The sequence below is a fragment of the Paenibacillus sp. FSL R7-0204 genome, from assembly GCF_038002225.1.
Classification (GTDB): domain Bacteria; phylum Bacillota; class Bacilli; order Paenibacillales; family Paenibacillaceae; genus Paenibacillus_AQ.
This window is the reverse complement of the sequence record NZ_JBBOCA010000001.1, coordinates 2,408,866-2,433,641: the sequence shown is the minus strand read 5'-3', so window position 1 is coordinate 2,433,641 and position 24,776 is coordinate 2,408,866. Positions and strand designations below refer to the sequence as shown.

20 protein-coding genes and 1 riboswitch are annotated in these 24,776 nt (G+C 52.6%); of the genes, 9 read left to right on the top strand and 11 right to left on the bottom strand.

The window, feature by feature from the left end:
- Positions 1 to 106: 106 nt before the first annotated feature.
- Positions 107 to 463, top strand: a complete 357-nt coding sequence (locus tag MKX42_RS10830; RefSeq protein WP_340752500.1) for a hypothetical protein — start codon at positions 107 to 109, stop codon at positions 461 to 463.
- 234 nt (positions 464 to 697) lie between these two features.
- Here the strand turns inward: MKX42_RS10830 and MKX42_RS10825 are convergent, their stop codons facing one another.
- From MKX42_RS10825 to rfbH, 5 genes are all read right to left on the bottom strand, one after another.
- The gene (locus tag MKX42_RS10825; RefSeq protein ID WP_340752499.1) at positions 698 to 1,096 is read right to left on the bottom strand and encodes a MerR family transcriptional regulator; all 399 of its coding nucleotides are present in this window, start codon (positions 1,094 to 1,096) and stop codon (positions 698 to 700) included.
- 177 nt (positions 1,097 to 1,273) lie between these two features.
- A complete protein-coding gene (locus MKX42_RS10820; protein ID WP_340752498.1) occupies positions 1,274 to 2,371 on the bottom strand; it encodes a glycosyltransferase family 2 protein in 1,098 nt (365 codons plus the stop codon).
- Positions 2,334 to 3,482: a CDP-glucose 4,6-dehydratase gene (rfbG, locus tag MKX42_RS10815; protein WP_340752497.1), complete on the bottom strand. Its 1,149-nt coding sequence runs from the start codon at positions 3,480 to 3,482 to the stop codon at positions 2,334 to 2,336. Before rfbG ends, MKX42_RS10820 begins: the two co-directional genes overlap by 38 nt.
- On the bottom strand, positions 3,464 to 4,240 hold the full coding sequence (rfbF, locus tag MKX42_RS10810) for a glucose-1-phosphate cytidylyltransferase (RefSeq protein WP_340752496.1): 777 nt from the start codon (positions 4,238 to 4,240) through the stop codon (positions 3,464 to 3,466). The genes rfbG and rfbF overlap by 19 nt, the downstream gene beginning before the upstream one ends.
- Positions 4,237 to 5,565: a lipopolysaccharide biosynthesis protein RfbH gene (rfbH, locus tag MKX42_RS10805; RefSeq protein WP_340752495.1), complete on the bottom strand. Its 1,329-nt coding sequence runs from the start codon at positions 5,563 to 5,565 to the stop codon at positions 4,237 to 4,239. The genes rfbF and rfbH overlap by 4 nt, the downstream gene beginning before the upstream one ends.
- A 521-nt stretch (positions 5,566 to 6,086) precedes the next feature.
- Between rfbH and MKX42_RS10800 the strand changes: the two genes are divergently transcribed.
- Together MKX42_RS10800 and MKX42_RS10795 are read left to right on the top strand one after the other, a co-directional pair.
- Entirely contained in the window at positions 6,087 to 9,143 is a 3,057-nt protein-coding gene (locus MKX42_RS10800; RefSeq protein WP_340752494.1) for a hybrid sensor histidine kinase/response regulator, read from the top strand.
- 43 nt (positions 9,144 to 9,186) lie between these two features.
- Positions 9,187 to 10,320 carry a response regulator gene (locus tag MKX42_RS10795; protein ID WP_340752493.1) on the top strand — a complete coding sequence of 378 codons (1,134 nt, stop codon included), beginning with the start codon at positions 9,187 to 9,189 and terminating at the stop codon, positions 10,318 to 10,320.
- Between the two features lie 287 nt (positions 10,321 to 10,607).
- Here the strand turns inward: MKX42_RS10795 and MKX42_RS10790 are convergent, their stop codons facing one another.
- A complete protein-coding gene (locus tag MKX42_RS10790; RefSeq protein WP_340752492.1) occupies positions 10,608 to 11,792 on the bottom strand; it encodes a hypothetical protein in 1,185 nt (394 codons plus the stop codon).
- A 190-nt stretch (positions 11,793 to 11,982) separates the two neighbouring features.
- On the opposite strand from MKX42_RS10790, the gene MKX42_RS10785 reads away from it, so the two are divergent.
- The 6 genes from MKX42_RS10785 (at position 11,983) to MKX42_RS10760 (ending at position 18,704) form a co-directional block, all read left to right on the top strand.
- Entirely contained in the window at positions 11,983 to 12,393 is a 411-nt protein-coding gene (locus MKX42_RS10785; protein ID WP_340752491.1) for a cupin domain-containing protein, read from the top strand.
- A gap of 149 nt (positions 12,394 to 12,542) precedes the next feature.
- Positions 12,543 to 13,298 (top strand): LytR/AlgR family response regulator transcription factor, encoded by a 756-nt coding sequence (locus MKX42_RS10780; RefSeq protein ID WP_340752490.1) that lies wholly within the window; start codon positions 12,543 to 12,545, stop codon positions 13,296 to 13,298.
- Positions 13,285 to 14,586 carry an ATP-binding protein gene (locus MKX42_RS10775; protein WP_340752489.1) on the top strand — a complete coding sequence of 434 codons (1,302 nt, stop codon included), beginning with the start codon at positions 13,285 to 13,287 and terminating at the stop codon, positions 14,584 to 14,586. Before MKX42_RS10780 ends, MKX42_RS10775 begins: the two co-directional genes overlap by 14 nt.
- A gap of 357 nt (positions 14,587 to 14,943) precedes the next feature.
- Positions 14,944 to 16,983 carry a serine hydrolase domain-containing protein gene (locus tag MKX42_RS10770; RefSeq protein WP_340757661.1) on the top strand — a complete coding sequence of 680 codons (2,040 nt, stop codon included), beginning with the start codon at positions 14,944 to 14,946 and terminating at the stop codon, positions 16,981 to 16,983.
- Between the two features lie 91 nt (positions 16,984 to 17,074).
- Positions 17,075 to 17,191: riboswitch (SAM riboswitch) on the top strand.
- A 70-nt stretch (positions 17,192 to 17,261) separates the two neighbouring features.
- The gene (locus MKX42_RS10765; RefSeq protein ID WP_340752488.1) at positions 17,262 to 17,855 is read left to right on the top strand and encodes a DedA family protein; all 594 of its coding nucleotides are present in this window, start codon (positions 17,262 to 17,264) and stop codon (positions 17,853 to 17,855) included.
- A 36-nt stretch (positions 17,856 to 17,891) separates the two neighbouring features.
- Positions 17,892 to 18,704: an undecaprenyl-diphosphate phosphatase gene (locus MKX42_RS10760; RefSeq protein ID WP_340752487.1), complete on the top strand. Its 813-nt coding sequence runs from the start codon at positions 17,892 to 17,894 to the stop codon at positions 18,702 to 18,704.
- Between the two features lie 72 nt (positions 18,705 to 18,776).
- On the opposite strand, the gene MKX42_RS10755 is transcribed toward MKX42_RS10760, so the two are convergent.
- The 5 genes from MKX42_RS10755 to MKX42_RS10735 all read right to left on the bottom strand — a co-directional run bounded on the left by MKX42_RS10755 (position 18,777) and on the right by MKX42_RS10735 (position 24,749).
- Entirely contained in the window at positions 18,777 to 20,468 is a 1,692-nt protein-coding gene (locus MKX42_RS10755; protein ID WP_340752486.1) for a glycosyltransferase family 2 protein, read from the bottom strand.
- Positions 20,469 to 20,664: 196 nt separating this feature from the next.
- On the bottom strand, positions 20,665 to 21,534 hold the full coding sequence (hflC, locus tag MKX42_RS10750; protein ID WP_340752485.1) for a protease modulator HflC: 870 nt from the start codon (positions 21,532 to 21,534) through the stop codon (positions 20,665 to 20,667).
- Positions 21,531 to 22,574, bottom strand: a complete 1,044-nt coding sequence (gene hflK, locus MKX42_RS10745) for an FtsH protease activity modulator HflK (RefSeq protein WP_340757660.1) — start codon at positions 22,572 to 22,574, stop codon at positions 21,531 to 21,533. Before hflK ends, hflC begins: the two co-directional genes overlap by 4 nt.
- 670 nt (positions 22,575 to 23,244) lie before the next feature.
- Positions 23,245 to 23,994 (bottom strand): amino acid ABC transporter ATP-binding protein, encoded by a 750-nt coding sequence (locus MKX42_RS10740; protein WP_076076317.1) that lies wholly within the window; start codon positions 23,992 to 23,994, stop codon positions 23,245 to 23,247.
- The gene (locus tag MKX42_RS10735; protein WP_076076315.1) at positions 23,994 to 24,749 is read right to left on the bottom strand and encodes an amino acid ABC transporter permease; all 756 of its coding nucleotides are present in this window, start codon (positions 24,747 to 24,749) and stop codon (positions 23,994 to 23,996) included. The genes MKX42_RS10740 and MKX42_RS10735 overlap by 1 nt, the downstream gene beginning before the upstream one ends.
- Between the last annotated feature and the right edge of the window lie 27 nt (positions 24,750 to 24,776).

Here is a 24,776-nt window from a genome sequence, read left to right as displayed (position 1 = left end):
GATTTCAGAGAATAACAGGAATAGGACAATCTGTGCCTGAAATATACATAGCTGTGACTGGACAATAAAGCGCACAGCAACCTTTCACGTTTTGGAGGAGATCTGCATGTCAATGCCCCACATCCCCAATATAACCCCCGATATCTCGCTTACGCGGGAGGAGAGCATCTCTCTGCTGCTAACCTCTATTGCGATCAACGAGATGTCTTTATCTCACATCATCAACGCGGAAGCGGAAGCGATGCAGGCCTTCGTGCTATCTAATCCCGGAAACATGAACTTCCTCAACATGATCCAGTTAAATAATGCAACCGCCAGATTGCTCGAAGAGATTACCAAGGGCCAGTGGCTTAGTCTAAGTAAAATGGATCGGATTCTGCGTTTGTTGAGTGACTCTGGTGTCTTGTCGGAAAGATTGCTGGAAGAAGAACTAACTACTGAGATTGAGGAAGATGAGGAATAACAGGCAACTGCCATTCTTCAGCCAGACCGGACACAACAACATATTGAGGGTTGCGGCACAACCGGAAGGAGCCTGGTGCTATGTACAGAGCAATGTCTAATTCGCTCGCTGCTTGTTCCGGAAGCTGAAACCCTCAGTTAAACATATAAAATACAACAGCTACGTTGACACTTAGAAATGGACAAGCTCTTTTCATGTAACCGACCCTCTTGGAATTCTTCTGGGCTAATCCACCTACTGCACCTTCAAGTGGTTCAGATGATCTGCAATCCGGATCAGCTCATTGGCCAGGGAAGAGAGGGAGGCAATAAGCTGTTGCTGTCTATCCGGTTCCGTGGTCTCCGCCGTGCGGCTTTCCGTTTTCTCTGATACTGGAAGCTCTTGTTCACCCTTTCCATACATTGGGAAACCCTCCTCTATCAGCAGGCGCACTATAGTGCTTAGATGATAGCGTTCCATGCGCAGCTCACTGATCCGTTTTAGCAGTTTCAAAGTTTCATAGGGATAGAGCGCCTGATCTCCTTGCCGGGTTCCCGGTACGAAGTAAGAGAAATATTCCAGCCATCTCTTCACTGTGGTCGGAGGTAATTTCGATAAATTAATGATTTCCAGCTGGGTGTAATGGCGTACCATAACATCGCTCCTCTATATTAGGTGGACTTATTTATTTTAATGGTATTCATGTTCCTCGAAATAAATGTGTAAAAATACCTATTTGTATAATTTTCTTCCCCGCAAAATAAATAGACAGGTCCGTTCCGGAGAACGTTGCCTGTCTATTATGCTGGCCTAGAAGCGGCAGATGCCTGCTTAAGAAGCGGTAAATAATTCGCTGAAGGAATCGCCGAGCAACTCTTTATAGTATTTCCGGTTATGCAGCATACTTGGATGCGTAGGATAATAGAACAGTGCCGTTTCATTATGATAATTAGCCTTCATATACTGACCCAGGCGGTCATAACATAAACATAATTGCAGATGCGGCACCCAGGTGGTTGAGGTCATATCCTGCAGACCCAGAGTAGAGCGCCGGGGCAGTGAAATCGCCTGTTCGAACCAGTAAATGGCCCGCTGATACTCGCCGTCCTGCAGGAATTCCTCACCCAGACGGCAGCAGAATTCAGAACGGGGAATATCATAATTAAGGGTGCGGTAGAGTGCCTTCTTCTTTTCTTCTTTGTTCTTCAGATGTCCATGGCATTCCGCCATCTTCAGGCAGGCCTGATAGTTATCCTCAACCCAGCCCTGGCCGGTCTGCAGGAACTTCTCGTAAAATTCCAGCGCTTCTTCATGGATTGCATGGTCTCTGAGCTCGTTCGCGAAGTAATAGAGATCACGAGGCGAGAAGTTCTCGCCCTTGGCCAGACGTCCACGGTAGATGCGCAGGTTGCGGTCCGTATGAACCTTATCCTTCTTATGGGTAACGCAGACCTCACTGTCAAAGGTATATCCGGCAACCGCCAGGTATTCATGAACCGGTCCGATCCACTGGAAGCCGCAGTCCCGGCGGACCAGCCGGTTGCGCCTCAGGCTTGAGATCACCTTGCCTTCGCTGTCGAAAGCCAGATTGTAGGGCATGGTCACAGATTGATACTGCGGAGAAAGTGTCTCCTTTAACTTCTTGAAGCGTTCCTGGTCGATCTCCTCAATCGTATCGTCTGCATCCAGCCAGAGTATATATTCCTTCGTCGCCTTGCTAAAGGCTTCGTTCCGTGCTGCCGCGAAATCATCAATCCATTCAAAATCATAGATTACCGCACCGTATTTAGCAGCAATCTCCTTGGTCCGGTCCGTAGAGCCTGTATCGATAATGACGATTTCATCAACAATATCCTTGACACAATCCAAGCAACGGCCCAGGCTATTCTCTTCATTGCGTACAATCATGCATAGACTGATAGTTATCATTGTTACCCTCCTGTAGGTTCACTAACATATATTCACAGATCTGCTGCTCACTGAACTGCCGTATGTCCTTCCCTGCTTGCAGTGCCCTGTGCCACTCTACCGTCTTTTGCAGCGCCTGCTCTACACTCCAGCGCGAGCGCCAGTCCAGCAGACGGCGGGCCTTGGTACTGTCAAGCTGTAGTTCCCCGGCTTCGTGCAGCCCGGAGCCCGCCGTTTTTTCCACACCGGCCCCTTCGCCCCATATCGCCGCGAGCCGGACCGCAACCTTCTCCACACTGTGGACACTCTGCTCCCCAGGGCCAAAATTCCAGGCTGAGGCATATTCCGCCCCTCCCCGCACCAGCTTCTCTGCCAGCAGCAGATAGCCGCCAAGCGGCTCCAGTACATGCTGCCAGGGCCGGGTCGCTCCCGGGCTGCGCAGCAGCGGACGGTTGCCTGCTGCGAATGCCCGCAGACAATCGGGCACGAGCCGGTCCATAGAATCATCGCCGCCCCCGATGACATTCCCCGCCCTGGCGGTAGCGACAGCTACGCCATGTTCGGCATAACGCGCCGGATGGAAATAGCTGTTGCGGTAAGCCTGCGTTACCAATTCAGAACACGCCTTGCTGGAAGAATAGGGATCATAGCCGCCCAGCGGATCGGTCTCGCGGTAACCCCAGATCCACTCCCGGTTGTCGTAGCATTTATCCGTCGTTACATTGACGACAGCTTTGACAGCAATGCCTGAATCAACGGCGCTCGCGACCGCCTCCAGCAGATTCACCGTTCCCATCACGTTCACCTCGAAGGTGTCGGCCGGGAACTGATAGGAGGTGCGGACCAGCGGCTGGGCCGCCAGATGGAATACGACCTCCGGGGCCGCTTCCCGCAGCGCCGCATCTAGGCGCTGCCGGTTCCGCACATCTGCCCAGACGGTACGGACCCCCAGCCCGTCTCCGATCAGCGGGAAGAGCTTATGCTCATCCCTGTCCCAGGCATATCCGCTTACCCGTGCTCCCAACATCGTCAACCACCGGGTCAGCCAGCTTCCCTTGAAGCCGGTATGCCCGGTCACGAAGACGCGCCGCCCCTTCCAGAATTCCGCCGGTATCAGTGCGTTCTCATCCATGGGAGGCCTCCCTCCTGCCACAACTGCTCCAGATACCGCTTATCGCGGAGTGTATCCATCGGCTGCCAGAAGCCGTGGTGCTTGTAGGCCCTCAGCTCATCCCGGGCTGCCAGCTCCCGGAGCGGCTCCTGTTCCCAGACGGTGCTGTCGCCTTCAATCAGGGAGAATGCCTCAGGCTGGAGTACGAAGAAGCCGCCGTTTACCCAGCCCTCGTCTCCCTTAGGTTTCTCCACGAACCCAGTCACCCTGTTGTTATCTGCGATATCCAGTGCACCGAAACGGCCACTCGGTTGAACGGCCGTTACCGTTGCCAGCTTCCCGTGTGAGCGGTGGAAGTCCAGCAATTCCGGTATATTGACATCCGCAATACCGTCTCCATAAGTCAGCATGAACGGTTCATTGCCGATGTATTTCTGGACTTGCCGGATTCTTCCGCCAGTCATCGCCTCTTTGCCTGTGTCCGCGAGCGTTACCTTCCAGTTCCGCAGCTGACGGTTATGGCGGGTGATCTGGTTGCCATTGCCGAAATCGAACGAAATATCCGAGCTCTGGAGATAGAAATCGGCGAAATATTGTTTAATGACATGCCCTAAATACCCCAAGCAAATGACAAAATTTTCGAAGCCATAGGCAGCATAATTCTCCATAATATGCACCAGGATAGGCTTATCGCCGATCTCAATCATCGGCTTGGGTTTCACATCGGTCTCTTCACTGATCCGGGTTCCATAGCCCCCGGCCAGAATGACTACCTTCATCTTCTTACCTCCTTACCTTTCAGCAAGCCCAGCAATACCTCCGCAGTATAATCCAGCATCTCCGTCGAAAGTCCCGGATAGATTCCTACCCAGAACGTATCGTTCATGATCCTGTCCGTCTGAATGAGCGGCGCGGCTACGCGGTGCGCCACACCGGAGTATGCAGGCTGCTTCAGCAGGTTCCCGGCGAACAGGAGCCGGGTGCCGATACGCGCCTCTTCCAGCTTGCGGACAATCTCATTGCGTGAGAGTGGCCCCCCCTCCCTGACCGTCAGCGGGAAGCCGAACCAGCTCGGATCACTGCGCGGCGTCGCCTGCGGGAGAATAAGCCATTCCTCCGCAGGCTTCAGCGCAGCCTTCAGATAGTCAAAGTTACGCCTGCGTGCCGTATGGAACCCCTCCAGCTTATCCAGTTGGGACACTCCAATGGCTGCCTGCATATCGGTAGCCTTCAGATTGTAGCCGATGTGGCTATACGTATATTTGTGGTCGTATCCGGCAGGCAGCTCGCCCTTGGTCCAGTCAAACCGCTTACCGCAGGTATTGTCGGTTCCTGGCTGGCACCAGCAGTCCCTGCCCCAGTCACGGAGCGATTCGACAATTTTCTTCAAGCGGGCACCCGAGGTCAGCACTGCGCCTCCCTCTCCCATGGTTAAATGATGTGCCGGAAAAAAACTGACCGTAGCCAGATCTCCGAAGGAACCGGTCGGCCTGCCTTCATACATGGACCCGACAGCATCACAGGTGTCCTCAATCAGCCACAGCCCATGCCGGGCCGTAAATGCCTTAACACTGGCCAGGTCGAAGGGATTACCAAGTGTATGTGCCAGCATGACCGCTCTGGTACGCGGACTCAGTGCCTCATCGAGCAGTGCCGTATTTATATTGTAGGTAGGCAGCTCCACATCCACGAACACCGGAATCAGGCTATGCTGAATCAACGGATTGACCGTGGTCGGAAAGCCTGCGCCTACTGTGATTACCTCATCGCCCGGCCGTAGCCGCCGTTCACCGAGCAGCGGCGAGGTAAGTGCTGCGACGGCAAGCAGATTCGCACTGGACCCCGAGTTAACCAGCAGGGTATGCTTCCTCTCCATAATCTGAGAGAACCTCCGCTCGAATTCGCCAGTATATCTGCCCGCAGTCAGGTGAAAATCAAGTGAAGCATCCACCAGACTGATCAATTCTTCGCCATCGAACACCTTACCGCTGACCGGCACGTAATCGCGTCCAGGCACAAAGGACCGGCCGGGCCAACGGATATCGTAATACTCTCCTGTAAGCTTAAGAATTTGCTCACGTAAGGTTACAGCTTCTGTGGGCAAAAGCTCCCCTCCTTTACACTAATAGTTATTATCTTTGTGGATTTGTCGGACTTGGTACATCATTTATATGCAGCCGGGAGGTTAAATACGATTAGAATTAAATGGAATTTAAATTCCATTTTTGTTCAGTTCTTGTCTATGAGGGTTCTCTATAATGGGCTTGACTTGAAATGAACCGTTATGGAGGGATGCACATATGGGAAGACTGAGAGCCGTCAACGAAAGAAAATGCACGAAAGAAGACTGTAACAGACGGCATTATGCGAAAGGGTTATGCAAGCAGCATTATTGGCCCGCCTGGAAAGCAGGACAAAAGAACGAGACCGAATCACAGCCCCGACGCCAGAACCTTTCGTGAATTTTTCGCACAGACCTCTGTTAATCGTTCAATAATTTATTTATTTTTTATGCAGGTGCTTCCTCGCGTCTGTCGAAATCTTTAATTTATGATGAATAAAAATTCCAGATATTATCTAAAACATCTGACCTTAGTGGTTATATATATCTCCCTGTTGTTAGGCATGCAAAGGGTATGGCAGCAGATTTTTGCCTTGCCGGAGCAGCCCAGTGCGGATGCAGGCGTGCTTGATCTGCGCGGCTGGACCTTCAAGAGTGCCCATTCGTTTGTTCTCGACGGGACATGGGACTTTTATCCGAACCGACTGGTCAGCGAAAGCGATATCCGCTCAGGCGCCGCCGGAGCCGTTGTCCCTGTAGAGGTGCCTGGCAACTGGAAGGATTACTTGTCCGGATCCTCTTTGGGCTATGGCACATTTGCCCTCCGCATTCTGGTCGATCAGCCGCTGGATGAGCCTTATACCCTCTGGGTCCAGCAGATCCAGGCTTCTTCCCGGATTGAGGTCAATGGCCGTGTCCTGTGGACCATGGGTCAGCCGGCTGCTGACAAGGAGCTGTACAAGCCCAAAGCGGTTCCCTATACCGTTGACTACCTCTTGCCTGAAGGGACACAGGAGATGCTCGTTCTGGTTCAAGCCGCCAATTTCGATCATATGGAGAAAGGCGGAATCTCCTATTCCATCCGTCTTGGCGCACAATCCTCTATTATCAAAGAGCAGTGGTATTCCTCTGCTTTTCAATTGACCACCATTGTTATTCTCCTCCTTCATGCGCTGTACGTCTTCATCCTGTATCTGTTGTCCCGGAAGAGCTGGCCCCTGCTGCTGTTTGCCCTTATGCTGGTCACAATTGCCGTCTCTGTTGGCGCAGATAATGATCTTCTGTTATATATTGTGCTGCCGCTTGGCTATAGCTGGGGGATCAAGCTCAAGATGCTGTCTTATCTATGGATGGTCTATTTCATGCTGCTGCTGACTTACAGGTTCTATGGAACCCCGGCATCCGGCCGCGGATTTAAGATGTATAGATTCCTTCTTGCTGTGTACACGCTTGGCTTATCTGTATTGCCTATACATATCGCCTTAACCCAAGCCATCCTCTTCTTCAATCTGCTGTATATGATTCCGCCCTGCTGGATGTTCGTTGTCTTCGCAAGGATGGTCTATCAGCGCAAAAAAGATGTCGCCTTCCTGACCTTCACCGCCTGCTGTCTAATCTCGGGTGTGGTCTGGGGAGCTACAGTGAATAATTATCACAAGAACCTTCCGTTCTATCCGATTGATATTCTTGCTGCGATCATTGGATTCTCCTCCTATGCCCTGAAGCAATATATCCGACGGTCCAACGAGAACAGGCTGCTCTATGAACAGCTGGTGCAAGCGGACAAGCAGAAGGACCGGTTCCTGATGAATACCTCGCATGAGCTGCGGACTCCGCTGCACGGCATGATGAGCATTGCCCAGTCGGAATACGACAAGAAGCGGACAGCTTCTCCGGAAGAAGACGCCGGAGACCTGGAGCTAATTGTGCGGATCGGGCGCCAAATGTCACAGCTGCTGGATGATCTGCTGGATCTCACCCTGCTGCGGGAGAACCGGATGGTCCTCCATCCTGCCCCGCTGTCCATCCATATAATCGCCACCGGAGTGATGGACATGCTCCGTTACTTAACGGACGGCAAGAGCCTGACACTTCATGTAAGCGCCTCCGCTTCGCTGCCGCGTGTGTGGGCCGATGAGAAGCGGCTGATTCAGATCCTCTTCAATTTGGTACATAATGCAGTGAAATGGACAGAGAATGGCAGCATCCATGTGACTGCCGAAGAAGCGGACGGGCAGATGCTGGTCAGCGTGGCCGACACCGGAGCGGGGATGGAGGAAGAAGCTCTCGCACGCATCTTCCTCCCTTATGAACAGGCTGGCGGACAGGACCATGGCGGCCTGGGTCTAGGTCTTAGCATTACCCGTCAGCTGGTGGAGCTGCACGGGGGGAGCCTGACCGTGGAGTCCAGGCTTGGGGAAGGCTCGGTCTTCCGCTTCTCCCTGCCGCTGGCGCACGAAGCCTTCTGCATAGATGAGCGGTTCGGCAGGGCAGAAGCAGCGGAAACGGTGGAAGCCCTGGGTACTGCATCCACCGACTGGAGTATCCGTCTGCGTAATAAGGACGAAGAACCATTCCTGTCGGGGGTACCACCGTCCCCCTCCGGCTTCGATACGGATGAAGCCGTACTGAAGATTTTGGCCGTTGACGACGACCCCGTTAATCTGCGGGTGCTCTCGACCATTTTGCATGAAGATATCTATCAGGTGACCTCTGTGTTAAGCGGACAGGAAGCCTTGATGCGGCTGGAGGAGGAATCCTGGGATCTGCTCATTACCGATGTGATGATGCCCGGGATGTCCGGCTATGAGCTGACCCGCCGGGTAAGGGAGCGGTATCCGGTGTCGGAGTTGCCGGTGCTGCTGCTGACGGCCCGGGCTATGCGCGAGGAGATCTACTACGGATTTCAGCAAGGGGCGAATGATTATGTGACCAAGCCGGTTGACAGCCTGGAATTGAAATACAGGGTTACCGGACTGGCGCGGCTGAAGCAAACTATTGACCACAGCCTGCGGCTGGAGATCGCTTACCTTCAGGCTCAGATCCGCCCTCACTTCCTGTTCAACGCCCTGAACTCTATCGCCACACTCAGCACCATTGATATCTGCCAGATGCAGCAGCTCATTGAGGCCTTCTCCGCCTATCTGCGCTCAAGCTTCGATCTGATGAATACCGGTACATTGGTTCATTTGAAGCAGGAGCTATCGCTGGTAGAAGCCTATTTATATATCGAGCAGGTGCGGTTCGGCGAACGACTGGAGGTCAAGTGGGAGCGGAATTATACCGGACTGCTGCGGGTTCCCCCGCTGATCTTGCAGCCACTGGTCGAGAATGCCGTCCGTCACGGGCTGCTCAGTCTTATAGAGGGCGGCCTACTGACTATCCGCATTGAAGAGGAGGAGGAGCAGGTCCGGCTTACGGTGCAGGACAATGGCAAAGGCATGGAGCAGGCGCAGATTGACCGCCTGCTGATGAAGCACACAGACAAGAACTCTGGTATCGGGATCTGGAATACGAACCGGAGGCTGATTGAACGCTACGGGCAAGGCTTGTCCATTCAGAGCCGCTCCGGCTTTGGAACCACCGTCTCCTTTATGATTCCGCTCCGGCGTGTGGAGTGAACCCTTCCTCCAGCCGCTATATCCTGTACAAGGAGGTGCTACAATGCTTCGGGTAGTGCTGATCGATGATGAACGACTCGCCCTGATTCAGCTGGAATCCACGCTCAGGGCGCTGGGCTCGACCATTGTAACGGCAACCTATACCAATCCTCTGCTGGCCTTAAGCGAAGCGTCCGGCTGGGAGGCAGATATTGTCTTTCTCGATATTGATATGCCGGGAATGAACGGCATGGAGACTGCGAAGCAGCTTGAGGAGTGCTGTCCCGGCTCCGCCGTTGTATTCGTCTCCGCCCATAACACCTTCGCGCTGGAAGCCTTCGAGGTCAGCGCGCAGGATTACCTGCTCAAGCCGGTCTCCAGGGAACGGCTGAGCCGGACCCTCCAGCGGATCAGGAGCCGAAAGGTCAACCAGGAAGAGACGGACAAGCCAGACACGCTGCTGATACGCTGCTTCAATGCGATTCAGTTCGAACGGGGAGGCGTACCTATCCGGGATTTCCGCTGGCGGACCTCCAAAGCCCAGGAGCTGTTCGCCTTCCTGCTATATCATCATGACCGGATCGTCGTCAAGGACAAGCTGGTCGAGCTGCTCTGGCCAGAGGTCTCGTTCAAGCGTGCCTCTACCCACCTGTACACGGCCATCTACCAGATCAGGCAATCGTTGAAGCGGGCAGAGATCGGTCTTGTGATTAGCAATGCGAGCGTGGGTGAAGGGTATATGCTGGAGAGCGGCGATGCGCAGATCGATGCGGTTCTATGGGAGGAGGGAATCGTCTCCCTGGACCCGGTGGATGATTATAACGCCGTGGAGCATGAAGAGCTGCTCAAGCTCTATACCGGCGATTATCTGGGGGATTACGAGTACCTGTGGGCAGAGAGTGAACGGCAACGGCTGAGGAACCTCTCCCTCCAGCATGCCACAGAGCTGGCCGATTATTATACCGTCAAGGATAATATCACCAAGGCCGTCAACACCTATCAACGGATTGTGGAGCTGCATCCCTACCACGAACCGGGTTATCTGGCACTCATGGAATTCTACAACCGGCTGGGTGAGCTTAGCTTCGTGCAGGAGCAGTACGAGAAGCTGCGCAGCCTGCTCTGGCGGGACCTGAAGCTGAAGCCCTCTGCCAAAACGGAGCGCTGGTACGCGAACTGGAAGCGGTTATATACTTGATTCCATGCCGGAACTCCGGCTATAACAGAATCCATGCAAAAACGGTATGCCGCCCCCCGGTCAGGGGTTAGGCATACCGTTTCTTGTTGCACCCGCAGCTTCCATTATAGCGGCAGGACCTGCGCATGCGCGCTGTCCCGTCCTTTCAGTGAAAAGCTGCAGGACATGCGATTCCGCTGACATAACCTGTGTACACTGATTCTCGTGCAGTAGCTACCCATGCCAAACGGACCCTCACTCTTTCAATGTACCCGTTATGAAAAAGTTAAAACGCTCTGCCGCAAGGTTTAGAAATTCATGTAGACCACTGTGTAATCGGGAAAATCCTCCATCCATTTCGTAATAGTCTTCGGCAGCTTGCTGGTGCCCGGAACATTGGTATAGAACCGCACGAAGGTCTCGGGAACCTCGTCCGAATCCGAGGCTTCATCCGAATCGAGCGCAGCCGCCCAGAAATGGCCCTGCTTATCATACATGATGATGGCTTCGCTCAGGGTATACAGCCCCCGCACACCGCCCTGCACCACTCTCGCACCCAGGCCATCCGAATCCTTCGGCTCATCCAGAAGCTGCATACTGTACAGGAACAGATCATAATCCTCCCCTACCACCTTACGAAAGGCCTTGTCTTCCGCCGTCGTCTTGAAGACGCCAGTGTCCTTCAGCGTGTAGACCTTCTCATCGTACGGACCTCTCACATATTCTCCGGTGTAGGTTACGTCTGCTCCGGCGGAATACACCGGCGAAGGGCTGGTTACATACAGATTGCCGTTCAGCAGATAGAAAAAGACTACCGAACCGTCCTCTTCCTTATAGACGGCCATCCGTTTGCGGACTACTGCCGACTCTTCATACAGCTGGCCGGAATGGGCTCCATCATAGGCATCCATAGAGAAGACCAGCTTATCGCTCTTCACATTGCTGAATTCCACATAAGATCCATAGAAGGGCGAATTACTTGCCATATACCATTCCCCGCTCCAATCGGCAGCCTTAGGAACCTTGAGACCCGCTGCCGCTGCGCTCGTCAGCGCTTCAACCGGCAGCTGCCGGGTACCGTCCGGGTTGCTCCATACCCCGGCGAAGCCGGTGCCGGGAATCCACCAGCCCTGGAAATGGCCGGTCTCCTTGCCTTTGGCGTCATACTCATACATATGCGCGATTTTGCCGTTGACATTGCCGGTGAGCCTGATCGTCTGTTTGTATTTGTCATAATAATAACTGCCGGTCAGCTTGCCGCCGCTCTCCACCTTGATGGACATATGGATCGGCAGATTGCCATTGATCGCCCCTGTGAGCGGCACCTGGCCGTTCGTCACCGGACTCGGTGTTGCTGAAGCGGCAGCAGCCACTGTCCCGGCCGATGCAGCCTTCGCCTGTGCCGGAGCAGCCCCAGCTCCCGGCGGCAGCAGGATGGCAGGCAGCAGAACTGCAGCAGCCAGCAGCGAACCTATTTTACTTTTGAATTTCACAATGATTCCTCCCTTTCACAGCCATCTACAACAGGAATATTGTTATATTACACTGTATGCCGTAAATTACCCGAATGTTGTCTGGTTGAGCCGCTGGTTAGGGTAATAATATCAAGTAAATACAGCGACCGCTCATTATGTGTAATTTCTTTAGAGCTTTACTAATCCCACACCATGGAGATGATGAGCTGTGCCAGACGAATCTATTATTACCTTCAGCTTCCAGGCGGACGATCTGCTGCCGAACAATCCGCAGCTTCCCGTCCTGCTTTATAAAGGGGTTCTCCGGGACCACCCGGAAGACACCGAACAGATCTTCAATGCCAACGGCTGGCTGAACAGCTGGGTGAACGGCGTCTTCCCTTACCACCACTATCACAGCAACGCGCATGAGGTGCTGGGTGTGATCTCCGGCAGCGCCAGGCTCCAGCTTGGCGGAGATGCCGGGTACACAGCCGACGTTAAGGCCGGGGACGTTGTGGTGCTGCCTGCCGGAACTGCGCATAAGCGGCTCTCCGCTACGCAGGAATTTCGAATAGCCGGTGCTTATCCCGGCGGAGCGGGCGGTACGCCCCTCGTAAAAGCGAAGCGTTCGCCTTGATCTCCGGATGTTCAGCACTCCGCTTGTGCAGTCCAGGGATTAACTTCTGCGTTTGATCCCCTGTTCTGCTCATTTCTCTGACCATACTATATAATGTTGTGTACAACTATCCACTTAGGCCGTGCGCCTGAATAAAGGGGGGCACTTGGATGTATCGAGTAGCGGTATGTGAGGATGAAGAACAGCAGCGGGAGCTGGTGAAGAGGATTCTGGTCGGCTTATCCGTTAAGACGGATACCGAATTTGAAATTGAGCTGTTTCCTTCAGGAGAGGACTTAATCTCCCACTATGAACGGGGCGGAGCCCCCTTCCATATCCTGATTCTGGATGTGGAGATGGGCGGCATGAACGGGATTCAGACGGCGCACCGGCTCAGAAGCTGGAAGCATTTTGACGAACAGATTATCTTCCTGACCAGCTACCCTGAATATATGGTGGAGAGCTTCGACGTGATTACCTTCCAGTATCTGATCAAGCCGGTCGCCCCGCAGCTCCTGGAGGAGAAGATTCTTAAGCTGTGTGATTACTTCCAGGCCCAGGATAAGAAGTTCATGGTCATCAAGTCCGGGTATGAGGAGGTTGTCTTGCGGCATGATGATATTATCGGGATTGAGGCGGCCAAGAGCCTGACGGTCAAGAGCAAGCTGAATGTGATTACCACCACAGGAATCTATGAGACCAGAGGAATTATTGCAGAGTACGCTTCAGCACTGCGGGACAGCCATTTCCTGCACATCCACCGTTCGATTATTATCAACCTGCTGCATGTCCACAAGTTCGCGGGCGGCTCCGTGCTGATGTCGGGCGGGCAGAAGTTCCCCATCGGCCGGTCCAAAATCAAAGAGGTTAAGGACTTCTACACCAAATTCATGATCATGAAGGGCAGCTCCTATGACTCACTATAATCTGACCCTTGTCGTCTGTGTCGTACTGGTGATGTGCTTTCAGACCCAATTCTTCTTTGCCTCCGTATTTGATAAGTCCGCCAGGAAGCCTAACCGGATCATGTACTTCCTCATCTACGGGATACTCTGCTTCCTCTATCTGGTCACCCCGCTGTCCCCTCTCTTCTCCTCCGGCATAGCTCTGCTGATGATCTTCAGTATGGCGCAAGCCTATAAGGTGGAGATGAAGACTCAGGTGATCTTCTCCCTGCTGTACGCTGTGCTGATGACGGTGGTCAGCTTTATGTCGCTGTATATTTTCTCAATGATAGATTCGGTTGACTATACCAGCATGAACTCAGGTGCGGGGATTGACCGGCCGGCTTTCATCAAGGGGCTGATCCTGAGCTGCATTATTATGTTCCCTGTCATTCAGATCATTCGGCTGATCTCCAAGCGGCGAAGCGTCTCCCTGCCCTACCGGTATTATGTGATGTTCCTGCTCGTCCCGCTTATCAGCACCTATCAGATCAACGTCCTTACGGTGAACAACACGAAGGATTTCTATTATTTCTTTGCGATTCTCGGCTTCCTGTTCCTGAATGTGATGATCGTCTATATCTTCGATACGATAACGGATAAGTTCCAGTTCATGCATGAGAACGCCCAGCTCCAGCACCAGATGAACTATCAGGACGCCAACTATGAGAAGACGGTGCACAGCTTCAAGTCGATTAAAAGAATCATCCACGATACCCATCAGCAGTTCCTCTACATTGAAGAGTGTATCCGGCGGGATGATCCGGCCGCGGCTCTGGAGCATATCAAGCTTACGCAGAATAAGGTAGGGGATGCCTATCAGCGGGTCAACACCGGCCATCTGGCGGTGGATGCGCTGGTCACGAACACGCTGAATATCGGACAAGCGAACGGCATCCGGATCGATACCCGGCTTAAGCTGCTGCCTGGTGAGCTTCACATCGACCGTTATGACCTGTGCGTTGTGCTGGGCAACATGCTGGACAATGCCATTGAAGCCTCCAAAAAAGTACGGCTCGCCGAGGACCGCTACATTCTGATCCAGATGCACTCCAGTGAATCCGCGCTGTTCATCCGCATCCTGAATCATACCGTCCCGGAGACTACCTCTTTGCAGAGCCGGAAGCCGGACCCGGAATACCACGGTATCGGCCTGACCAATATCTCCAGAATCTGTGAGAAGTACGGCGGCAATATGACGATTGAGGCCGGGCATCGGGAATTCAACAATATGGTGGTCCTCCCCTTCTCACGCGAAGCTTCTATATAAAATGCACTAAACATTAAGTTTCGCCGTCACTGCGGTGAACATTTGGACTTCCGGCCGCTGTTGTATTTGGATTTCCTGATTGGACCGCTCTTAGCGGTAGAAATCCAAACCAAGCATATGCTTACGATGCGAGCTTTCCTGCGGAAAGCTTTCAGGCGGTCGCTACCGCTCCTTCAGTTCCAAATTTCCCCTCCGCTTCTTTCACTTTTTGTTACCGTTTTTTGTGCCTTTTAATCTAAGTTTCTACGTTAAGGGATCGTTATTAACGTTTCAGGGTTATTCGGCCACGCTCCTCTCTTCTGCCTGTATGATAACTTCAGGAAGAGTACCCAAGAGACACAAGAGGAGGAATTCATGATGAACAAGTTAACTTCAGTCGTACTGGCGGCCATGCTGGTGATCCCCGCAGCCCAGGTGTCTGCGCAGGAGAAGGAGAGCCCGGTGCAAGCAACAGCCCGCCTGCTGGGCTCGAAGATCGTATCCGATTACGGGGTAAGCGGCATGCAGTATGCTATCAGGGATCAAGGTAAAATTACGGTGTCCGGCGGCTTCGGTCTGTCCGATCAGGCAGCCGGGACCCCCATCACGAAGGATACGATGTTCGGCATCGGCTCAGTCAGCAAAATGCATGTCTCCGCAGCCACGATGATGCTTGCCGAAGATCAGATCATTGACATTGATCAGCCGCTGACTACGTATCTGCCGCAGTTCAAGATGGCCGACGAGCGCTACAAGAAGATTACACCGCGCATGTTAATGAACCATTCCTCGGGCCTGTATGGCAGCCACTACGGGAACAGCATTCTGATGGATGATAGCGATACACAGAATCATGATGACCTGCTGACAAGGCTTCAGTCTGAGCGGCTCAAATCCGATCCGGGAGCCTATTCCGTATACTGCAATGACGGCTTTCAACTGCTGGAACTGATGATTGAGCAGGTAACCGGCAGCAGCTATACAGAGTTCCTGGACCAGCATATGAGCAGCCCGCTGAAGCTAAGCTCCACTAAGACGCCGCTGGATACCTTCAACCGGCAGCAGCTTGCCAAAACTTACTTCCCGGGCCTTAAGCCAGCATTGCCTGCCGAGAACGCTAATATCCTCGGAGCGGGTGGTCTCTATTCCACAGCCGAAGATCTGACCACATTCGCCGAGATGCTGAACGGCAAGCACCCGGATGTTCTGTCGAAAGCCTCCGCTACAGCGATGCAGCAGCCTGAATACAAGAACGGACTCTGGGTGCCTGAGGAGAGAAACAGCTTCAATTACGGTCTGGGCTGGGATGCCGTAGATTTGGCACCGTTCGGTGATTACGGAATCAAAGCCTTATCCAAAGGCGGAGATACCATCATGTATCACGCTGACCTGATTACCCTGCCGGAATCCGATATATCCATCGCGGTGCTCTCTTCAGGCGGAAGCTCAATCTATAACACTATTTTCGCCACCAATGTGCTGCTGGCTTACCTGAAGGATACCGGAAAGATTAAGAAGATTCTGCCGGATGCTACCTTCACCTCTCCGGTCAAAGCGGCTATGCCTGCTGAGCTGGGAGCCTATTCGGGATTATACGGGACCGTCGGAGCAACCACCACAATAACCATTAAGGACGGAGCACTGGATCTGCCTGCGCTGGAAGGCGGACTCATTCCTGCACAGAAGTATATCTATACCGGCAAGGGACAGTTCACAAGCCCGGACGGCAGCGCAGCCGTGAGCTTCGATAAGCAGAAGAACGGCAAGACGTATCTGAAGCTGAACACCCACTTGACTATCCCCGGTGTCGGTCAAATGCTGATGGTCACTTACGAGTACCAGAAGCTGGACGCAAATCCGCTGAATGCTTCTACGAAGCAGGCCTGGGCGCAGAGGGACGGGAAGCATTACTACGCTGTAGATGAGAAAATCAATTCCTTCTTCTACCTCTCCCCTTCCATCTTGACAAAGACGATTGAAGTTGAACAAGGCTACGCCACCGGGACGCGGATTGTGGACGAGAACACCGCCGTCAATGAGGCTGAAATCCCGGTCATGAACGGCAGAGACGCCTTCGATCTGACCTTCTCCAAGCAGAACGGTGCAGAATATCTAACCATCGACGGCAATGCGTATATCAGCGGCGATGCGGTGAAGCCGATCTACGGAGGCCCGGCCTCAACCAGCACCGTTCCTGCGGGCGGCCAGAGCGTGTGGTTCAAGATTGACAAGAAAGCTGCCGGCAAAACCATGACCGTGACAGCTCCTCCAAGCGGCGGATTCGTTGTATATGATGCCGACGGGATGATCGTAAGCCACTCCAGAGTGAGCAAAGATCCTTCAGTCCGGTTGCCGCAAGGCGGCATGACCGTCTTCGGCGGCCAGGCGGGCGATGTGTTCAAGATTGAGCTGAAATAACGCTCTCATATTTTCATCCAAATTTTCTCCCCTCTCTCAAACTTGCTTAATGGGTTACAGGTATGTTTTAATGTTATCAAATTGAATAATACTCTTATCCAGAGTTCGGTGGAGGGCATAGCCCGATGATACCGCTGTACCTGTCAATGCTATAAGCATATACGGTGCAGCATCTAGAGGCATCCGGGATGCCTTGCAAAGATGAGAGGGAGCTGACAGTTTGTATGAACTGCCCCCTTTAATTAGGGGGCTTTTTGTTTGAGAAGGGAGAGAAACCTATGACACAATGGATTACAGAATTCATTCTTTTTTTCAAAGATTTGTCGTATGCGGGCATCGTTATCGCCTTGTCGTTTGAATTCGTGCCTGCCGAGCTCGTGCTTCCACTTGCCGGGTACTGGGTGTATCTGGGGGACATGAAGCTGATTCTTACGATCCTTGCCGGAACCGTCGGAGGAACGTTCGGCCCGTTAACGCTGTATGCCCTTGGCCGGTTCGGGGGCAGACCTGCGATTGCTAAGTACGGGAAGTACTTTTTCATCCGTCCGCATCACCTGGAAGCCTCCGACCGTTTTTTTGAGAAATACGGCAACGGCGTAGCTTTCTACGGGCGCTTCATTCCGGGCGTGAGAACGCTGATCTCTGTCCCTTGCGGGATTGCCAAGATGAATGTGTTTGCCTTCAGTCTCTACACCTTTCTGGCCATGCTTCCGATCACATCGATCTATGTCTATCTGGGCTTCAAGCTGGGCTCGCAGTGGGAGCATGTGGACGAAATTGTCAAGCCTTACATTCTTCCGGCGGCAACCCTGTTCCTGCTCGGCTTCGGGCTGTACGTCTTTTCCAAGCGGTACCGGAGACGGCAGGCTTAATCCACATTATTTGCAGTTCAAATTCAGGAGGAAATCATGGAAAACTGGTACAATTGGCTAAAATACTTACTGCTCGGCATTGTACAGGGAGTGACGGAGCCGATCCCCGTCTCTTCCAGCGGGCATTTGATCATCGTACAACGTCTGCTCGGCATGAAGCAGAATGGGCTATCTTTTGAAATTCTAACGAATACAGCATCCTTGATTGCCATCTGCTTCATCTTCCGCAAAGACATCCTGGATCTGATTACAGGCTTCTTCCGTTACCTGCAGACCCGCGATACGAAATACCGGTCTGAGTTCATGTTCTGCATTTACATCGTTATCGGCACGATCCCCGCAGCGGTTGCTGCCGTATTCTTCAAGGATACGATCGAACGCGTCTTCACTTCCGTACATACCGTATCCATCAGCTTACTCATTACCGGGGTAGCCCTCTGGCTGATCCGCAACCTGCGCGGCCAGAAAAGAGACGGCAACCTCACCGTGCGAGACGCCATCATCGTCGGGCTGGCTCAGGCGGTAGCGCTGATTCCCGGCATCAGCCGTTCCGGTTCTACCGTGATCGCCTCGATTGCCGTGGGGATGAAGCAGGAGACCGCACTCAAGTTCTCCTTCATGCTGTACATTCCCATCAGTATCGGGGGCCTGATCATGGGCGCATCCGACATCGTGCATGACCCTAACCGCTCTGCACTGGCGATGCCCTACCTGATCGCCTTCCTCACCACGCTGGTCGCCACTTACTACGCCATGCGCTGGTTCATCGGCATTATGGCGAAGGGGAATCTGATTTACTTCTCGTACTACTGCTTCGTGGTGGGTACACTGCTGCTGATCTTCCTGTAAAGGGTCATGCGGGGAGAGGGAGGAGCTGGAAAAGTACCGCCTCTCTGCTCCCTCCTCACTTAACGGATGCCCTTACTGTTCGCTCCAAGGCAACAGAATGGGATGCTCATCAAGAATGGACTGATATTGCTCCTTCCAGCCGTACTTGCCGTCCGGGTCCAGTTGCATATACCGCATATACTTCTCCAGCCGGAATTCCAGCTTTGACCAGCCGAGATGCTTAAGGCGCAGGTTACTTAGTTGATGGGGCAATTCCCAAATATTCTCTGGCAGCCGCCCGGAGTGTTGCGGGAGATTATTCCAGCGGTAGGTGAAGTCTTCGCGGTAGCGGACCAGGAACGGCCGGTATCTCAGGTGGGCCCGCCAGTACTTATCCTCGCGGTAATGGTTGTCATCCCAGAAATCGTAGAGGCGGAAGCAGAATAAGTCGCAGTCCTCCGTTCTCAGCAGAGAGTCCACTTCTTCGGCAAAGCCGGGTTCAAACATCTCATCCCCATCCAGATTAAGAATCCATTCCGGTCCGGTCGCAACCACCGCCTCCCACTGCTGCTTACGCAGCTCGGATTCATTGTTGAAGCGGGAGACCGGATTATGAATCAACGTAAGCGGAATTCCCTCAAGAACCTCCTTGACTAGTTCCGATGTGTCATCTGTGCTGCCATCATCGATAATAACGGCCTCGTCGATATATTTGCGGTGCTCCTCCAGAATCTGCCGCAGGAACCTTGAGGCTTCATTCTTAACGATCATCGTGAGAGTCAGCTTGGGCCGGCGTGAAGCCGCTGGCGGGGTGGTGGCATCTATTGCCACCTTCTCCGTTACTACTCCGACTGCCCGAGCTGATACTGAATCCGTATCGCTAAGCACTTTCGAGTCGGCTGCAGCCTCACTCCGCTCCGCCTCTTCATCATTCCTTTCCCCGCCATGCCCGCTTGGCTCCATCCCAGGCTTTGCCGTTGACTGCCGAACGAACTCCTCCACTTTTTCAAGATCACTGTCTCTGTATATATGCAACGCCGGATAATGGGTATCTACGAAGAGAGGAATATCAAGTGCCGCTGCACGGATACAGAAATGGCGATCCTCTCCCCAATAAGAGAGATTTCGGACCTTCTTGTAACTTATACCGGACTTGATGGCCTGGGTGCTGATCAGAGTGCAGGCACCAAGTCCGCCGACTTCATAGATTCCCGGTTCCTGCATCTTAAGCAGAAATGCATGCAGACGGCGCCTGATCTCTTCAGGTGAGAGTTTTTCTCCCGGTAACGCTTCCCATTGGTTATACTCGTCATGCATCCACACCTGTGGCTGGGACAATTTCCCAGGCTCCCACTCAGTCCAGAACACTTCAGAGATAATGTCCTTGCCTGAACTGAGCAACTGCTCCAGCGTACTCGGATGAAGAATGAGATCGGAATCAATCAGAAACAGATAATCATAGCCGAAAGCTTCCGCGTGCCGGATCATCTGATTTTTGAACTCGGCCACCTTCCAGACAAGGCTAATACGCCAGGCATGGGCATTGTCATCGCGTATATAGTCATCATGGTAGCCAGAGGATTCCAGAATGACTGTTCTCCCGCTTTGGGCGAACTGCTGCAAAAGTTCACTGGAGGCTTCATCCCGATTATCATCAATCAGATAATAATGCAGTTCAATATTGATAAGGTTCAGACGCTGCAAAGAATTCAGAAAATGCTGCAGAATTTCCGGTTTTTGATGGATCGGACTGCCAAGCAAGACCCGTTTTATCTTCTGATTCATTTAAGCCCACCCCAGGATAATATCAACATTAATAGAACACCCCTTAGATTTGAATATAATTGATATAACTAAATATATTAAGTGAAGTATCCAGATAAGCCTATTTTCCTGAAAAACAACCTTCAGAGCAGCCGGGTAACACGACAAACACCCCTTAGAATCAATTGATCCTAAGGGGTGTTCTCCGTTAAGCCTATTATTTATTGCCCATCAGTATCTTCGCATACGGCGAATCGATCGGGATCATGATGACCGGCTCATTCTTCAGCGTGGTCACATAACTCTGCAGCGTACGGTAGAAGCTATAGAACTGTGGAGACTTGCCATAGGCCAGATTATAGATTTTGGCAGCTTCCCCTTCGCCTTCAGCAATAATCTTCTTGGAGTCGGCTTCTGCCTGGGCCATCAACTCCCGGGAAGCACGATCCGCCTTGGAGGTAATCTTCTTGGATTCCTCATCCCCTTCAGACAGGTAACGCGCAGCAATGGACTGGCGGTCCGAGATCATCCGGTTGTATACACTTTGTTTGTTCCCTTCCGGCAGATCGGTACGCTTGATCCGTACGTCAATAATTTCAATGCCGTAATTGTCACGGGTTAAGGCAGTTACTACGTCTTTGGTGATCTCATCGTTAATATTGCCCCGTCCGGTGTCCTCACTGATAATATTCTCATAGTTAATCTCCGACAGCTTGCGGCGTACCGAGTTATATACCGCCTCATCAATACGCTGCACTCCCCCGCTGACCGTCTGAACGGTTCTTAAGAACTGCGAGGCGTTGGTAATTCTCCAGACGGTATAATTATCAACGACAATCGGCTTCTGATCCTTGGTCAGAATGTTGGTCGGCGTGCTTTCATAGGTCATCTGATACTTGGGCAGCTCCGAGACATTCTCGATAAAAGGAAGCTTGAACTTCAGTCCCGGCTCCTCCACCGTACGCATCGCTTCACCGAAACGCAGGACTACCTTATATTCCCCTTCCTTCACGATGTACATAGAGCCGGCCAGCAGAATAATCAGGACGATTGAAGATATCAATAGGATGATCGGGTTTCTTTTCACTTGGCATCTCCTCCTTGCGGTGCGGCTGAAGGCGCCGGATTCACAGCGGCAGGAGCAGAGGTGCTATCCTTGGTGCTGCGCATCAGCTCATTCAGCGGCAGATAGTTCACAGTGTCACTATTCGAGTTGGTAATGAAGATTTTGGCATTAGGCAGGATCGTCTCCAGGGTCTCCAGGACCAGCCGGCTCTCGGTGACACTCTGATTATTGGCATATTCGGCAAAAATCGCATTGAACCGCGCAACATCACCCTGCGCATTCAGGATACGCGACTTCTTCTCGCCTTCGGCCCGCTCCAGCAGGGCCTGCGCTTCACCACGTGCCTTCGGAATGATATCGTTCTCATACTTCTTGGCGTTGTTGATCTTCGTGTTCTTCTCTTCACGGGCGTTGGTGACCTCGCGGAAGGCCTCCTCGACCTGGCCGCTCGGCGGCTCAATATCCTGGAATTTGATATCAATGATCTGAATGCCGGTATTGTATTTCTTGTGCAGGTCCACCAGCAGCTCCCGGACTTTATCCTGAATCACGGTCTTCCCGTCGGTAATCGCAAAATCCAGCTTCTCAGAACCAATCACTGCACGGATCGAGGAACTGGCCGAATTCCGCAGAAATTGCTCCGGTTCATCAATGTTATACAGATAATCACGGATATTGCTGATCTTCCACTGGACCACAGCATCGGCAGATACGATGTTCTCATCACCTGTAATCATCATGGCTTCTTCATCCACGGGCACAGCTCCTCCAGCCTCCTGGCGGTATCCGATATGAATCCGCTGGGTCAGCTCCGCAGGTACGGTAATTACATCCTGGATCGGATAGGGCCATTTGAAATGAAGTCCGGCTGAGCTCTCATTCGTATACTTGCCGAAGGTCAGAATTGCTGCACGTTCCTGCTCCTGCACCGTATAGAATGAGGTAGCGCCGATATACAGCAATACAGCCGCAGCGGCTACCCCCACTCCTAGCCTCTTGTACATGCCCGGCTTCAACTTCGGCAGCTTGAACCCTGGGATATTATCGCCATTCTGGTTCATGAAATTCAAGTTGCATCGCTCCTTTTGGCGTATTTTAGTCTTATTAAAGGTATATATACGTGAATAAATCAAAAAAGTCGCAAAAATTGCGACTTTAATAAAGGTGGCTTATTATTGCTGCGATTCTCGCGGGTTTGGCTGGTTGTTTTTCATTGCAACTTCATTGACGAACGCGCCTTCATAGGGCAACCGGGCAATCGTGGAATTGTGTTCGGTTTTTCGCATACATGGAAGTCCAAATGTTCACCGCAGTGACGACGAAGCTTCAAGTTCAATACTTAAGAAGTGGGTTTTACCCAAATGTCAATTCAAACAATGGGGCACAGCACAGGTGGAGACTAAACCTCCATCTACAGCAGTTGGAAAAATGTATCTTAATTTGTCGCTTACCGAGGAATGTGCCAGAACAAGTGGATAAACAGCATCTACTGGAGCCCGTTTTGGCTACTTTGGGTGAAAGGACAACAATTAAGTGCTGTTTATCCATCTGCTGTTCTAGCAGCGGCCGTTCGTCCATCAGCAAGTGTAGAGAATCCAACTACTTCCGATTTCCGTAACATCCGGTTTGTTCAGATCATCCTCCGGGGAAGTCCTTACACTTCTTCACGCCAAAACCCCGGGAAAGCGCAAGCTCGCGCTCTCTCCAGGGTTTTGGCGTGAACTACTCTTATTAAATACTCGACTTGTTGCGGAAGTAGTTCTGCAGGAACTCCTTCGCCCGCTCGGACTTCGGATGATTGAACACCTCGTCCGGTGTTCCCTCCTCGACGATTTTCCCTTTGTCCAGGAAAAGCACCTTATTCGCTACTTCATAGACGAAGCTCATCTCATGCGAGACCAGGATCATCGTCTGACCGGTAGCTGCGGTCTTCTTGATCGTCTGCAGCACCTCGCCGACCAGCTCAGGGTCAAGCGCTGAGGTCGGCTCGTCCAGGAGCAGCAGCTTCGGATTCATTGCCAGGGCGCGGGCAATGCCCACCCGCTGCTGCTGGCCGCCGGACAGATGCTTCGGATAATAATGCGCCCGGTCCGCAAGACCTACTTGCTCCAGCTGCTCCTGTGCAATCTGCGCGGCCTCGCGGTCGTTCATCCGCTTCACGATCTTCAGGCCTTCCTTGACATTATCCAGCGCCGTCCGGTGCTGGAACAGATTGAATTGCTGGAAGACCATCGCCGTCTGCTTTCGCAGCTCCAGCCGCTGCTTGTTCGTAATCGTGCTGAAATCGACCTTGAAGCCTTCGAGATCCAGCATGCCCTGGTCCGCCTGCTCCAGGCAGTTGAGCGAACGCAGGAAGGTGGACTTGCCTGCACCGGATGAACCGATCAGAGCTACGACATCGCCCTTCTCAATCTCCAACGACAGATCGTCCAGAATCAGATTGCCGTGGAAGGACTTCGATAAATGACTTACCTTGATCATCAGATTCCTCTCCTTCCCCAAGAGAACCAGCCGCGGTTCATAGCCCCGGCAGCGGAGTCCGGAATGGAGAACCGCTTCTCCAGGAATCGGAGAAGCTGCTCAATCAGAATGGTCATCACCCAGTAGATGATCGCCAGGGCGAGATACACCTCGAAGAAGCGGAAGTTGCTGCCGGAGATAATTTTCCCCTTAGCCGTCATTTCGATTACACCCGCAACGAAGGCTAGTGAGGTCCCCTTCAGCAGTCCGATCAGTGCGTTGCCCAGCGGCGGAATCGCCACCACCAGCGCCTGTGGAACGATGACTCTTCTCAGTACCTGAAGATAGGTCATCCCCAGGGATTCAGCGGCCTCGATCTGGCCCTTGTTCACCGATTGCAGCGCAGCGCGGATCGTCTCCGAGTTGTAAGCCGCTTCATTGAACGCGAAGGTGACCAGCACGAAGATCATCGCCGGAATGGCATTGATATTATAGTCCGTACCGTACTGCTGATTAATGAATTTGAGTAACAACGGAATTCCGTTATAAGTCAGATACAACTGCACAATGATCGGCGTTCCACGAATGAACGAGATGAAGACTGTGACTAGCTGACTTAGCACGGGAATTCGGCGCATACGGATAATGGCGAACAACAGAGCAAACACAAGGCCGACGATCATCGAGATGACCGTAATCTGCAGACTCACAGGAAGGACCTCTAACAGGCGAGGAATCGCTGAGAACACCGCGTTGATATCAAAAATCTCTCCCATACCGTTTTACTTCCTTCCACGTTCAAT

Excerpts from the sequence above, each read along its gene's own strand:
- MKX42_RS10765 (WP_340752488.1), top strand. The coding sequence starts at position 17,262 with ATGACACAATGGATTACAGAATTCATTCTTTTTTTCAAAGATTTGTCG.
- rfbG (WP_340752497.1), bottom strand. The coding sequence starts at position 3,482 with ATGGATGAGAACGCACTGATACCGGCGGAATTCTGGAAGGGGCGGCGC.
- MKX42_RS10795 (WP_340752493.1), top strand. The coding sequence starts at position 9,187 with ATGCTTCGGGTAGTGCTGATCGATGATGAACGACTCGCCCTGATTCAG.
- MKX42_RS10770 (WP_340757661.1), top strand. The coding sequence starts at position 14,944 with ATGAACAAGTTAACTTCAGTCGTACTGGCGGCCATGCTGGTGATCCCC.
- MKX42_RS10820 (WP_340752498.1), bottom strand. The coding sequence starts at position 2,371 with ATGATAACTATCAGTCTATGCATGATTGTACGCAATGAAGAGAATAGC.
- hflK (WP_340757660.1), bottom strand. The coding sequence starts at position 22,574 with ATGAACCAGAATGGCGATAATATCCCAGGGTTCAAGCTGCCGAAGTTG.
- MKX42_RS10780 (WP_340752490.1), top strand. The coding sequence starts at position 12,543 with ATGTATCGAGTAGCGGTATGTGAGGATGAAGAACAGCAGCGGGAGCTG.
- MKX42_RS10800 (WP_340752494.1), top strand. The coding sequence starts at position 6,087 with ATGCAAAGGGTATGGCAGCAGATTTTTGCCTTGCCGGAGCAGCCCAGT.
- MKX42_RS10825 (WP_340752499.1), bottom strand. The coding sequence starts at position 1,096 with ATGGTACGCCATTACACCCAGCTGGAAATCATTAATTTATCGAAATTA.
- rfbF (WP_340752496.1), bottom strand. The coding sequence starts at position 4,240 with ATGAAGGTAGTCATTCTGGCCGGGGGCTATGGAACCCGGATCAGTGAA.
- MKX42_RS10775 (WP_340752489.1), top strand. The coding sequence starts at position 13,285 with ATGACTCACTATAATCTGACCCTTGTCGTCTGTGTCGTACTGGTGATG.
- MKX42_RS10830 (WP_340752500.1), top strand. The coding sequence starts at position 107 with ATGTCAATGCCCCACATCCCCAATATAACCCCCGATATCTCGCTTACG.
- MKX42_RS10740 (WP_076076317.1), bottom strand. The coding sequence starts at position 23,994 with ATGATCAAGGTAAGTCATTTATCGAAGTCCTTCCACGGCAATCTGATT.
- MKX42_RS10735 (WP_076076315.1), bottom strand. The coding sequence starts at position 24,749 with ATGGGAGAGATTTTTGATATCAACGCGGTGTTCTCAGCGATTCCTCGC.
- MKX42_RS10755 (WP_340752486.1), bottom strand. The coding sequence starts at position 20,468 with ATGAATCAGAAGATAAAACGGGTCTTGCTTGGCAGTCCGATCCATCAA.
- MKX42_RS10760 (WP_340752487.1), top strand. The coding sequence starts at position 17,892 with ATGGAAAACTGGTACAATTGGCTAAAATACTTACTGCTCGGCATTGTA.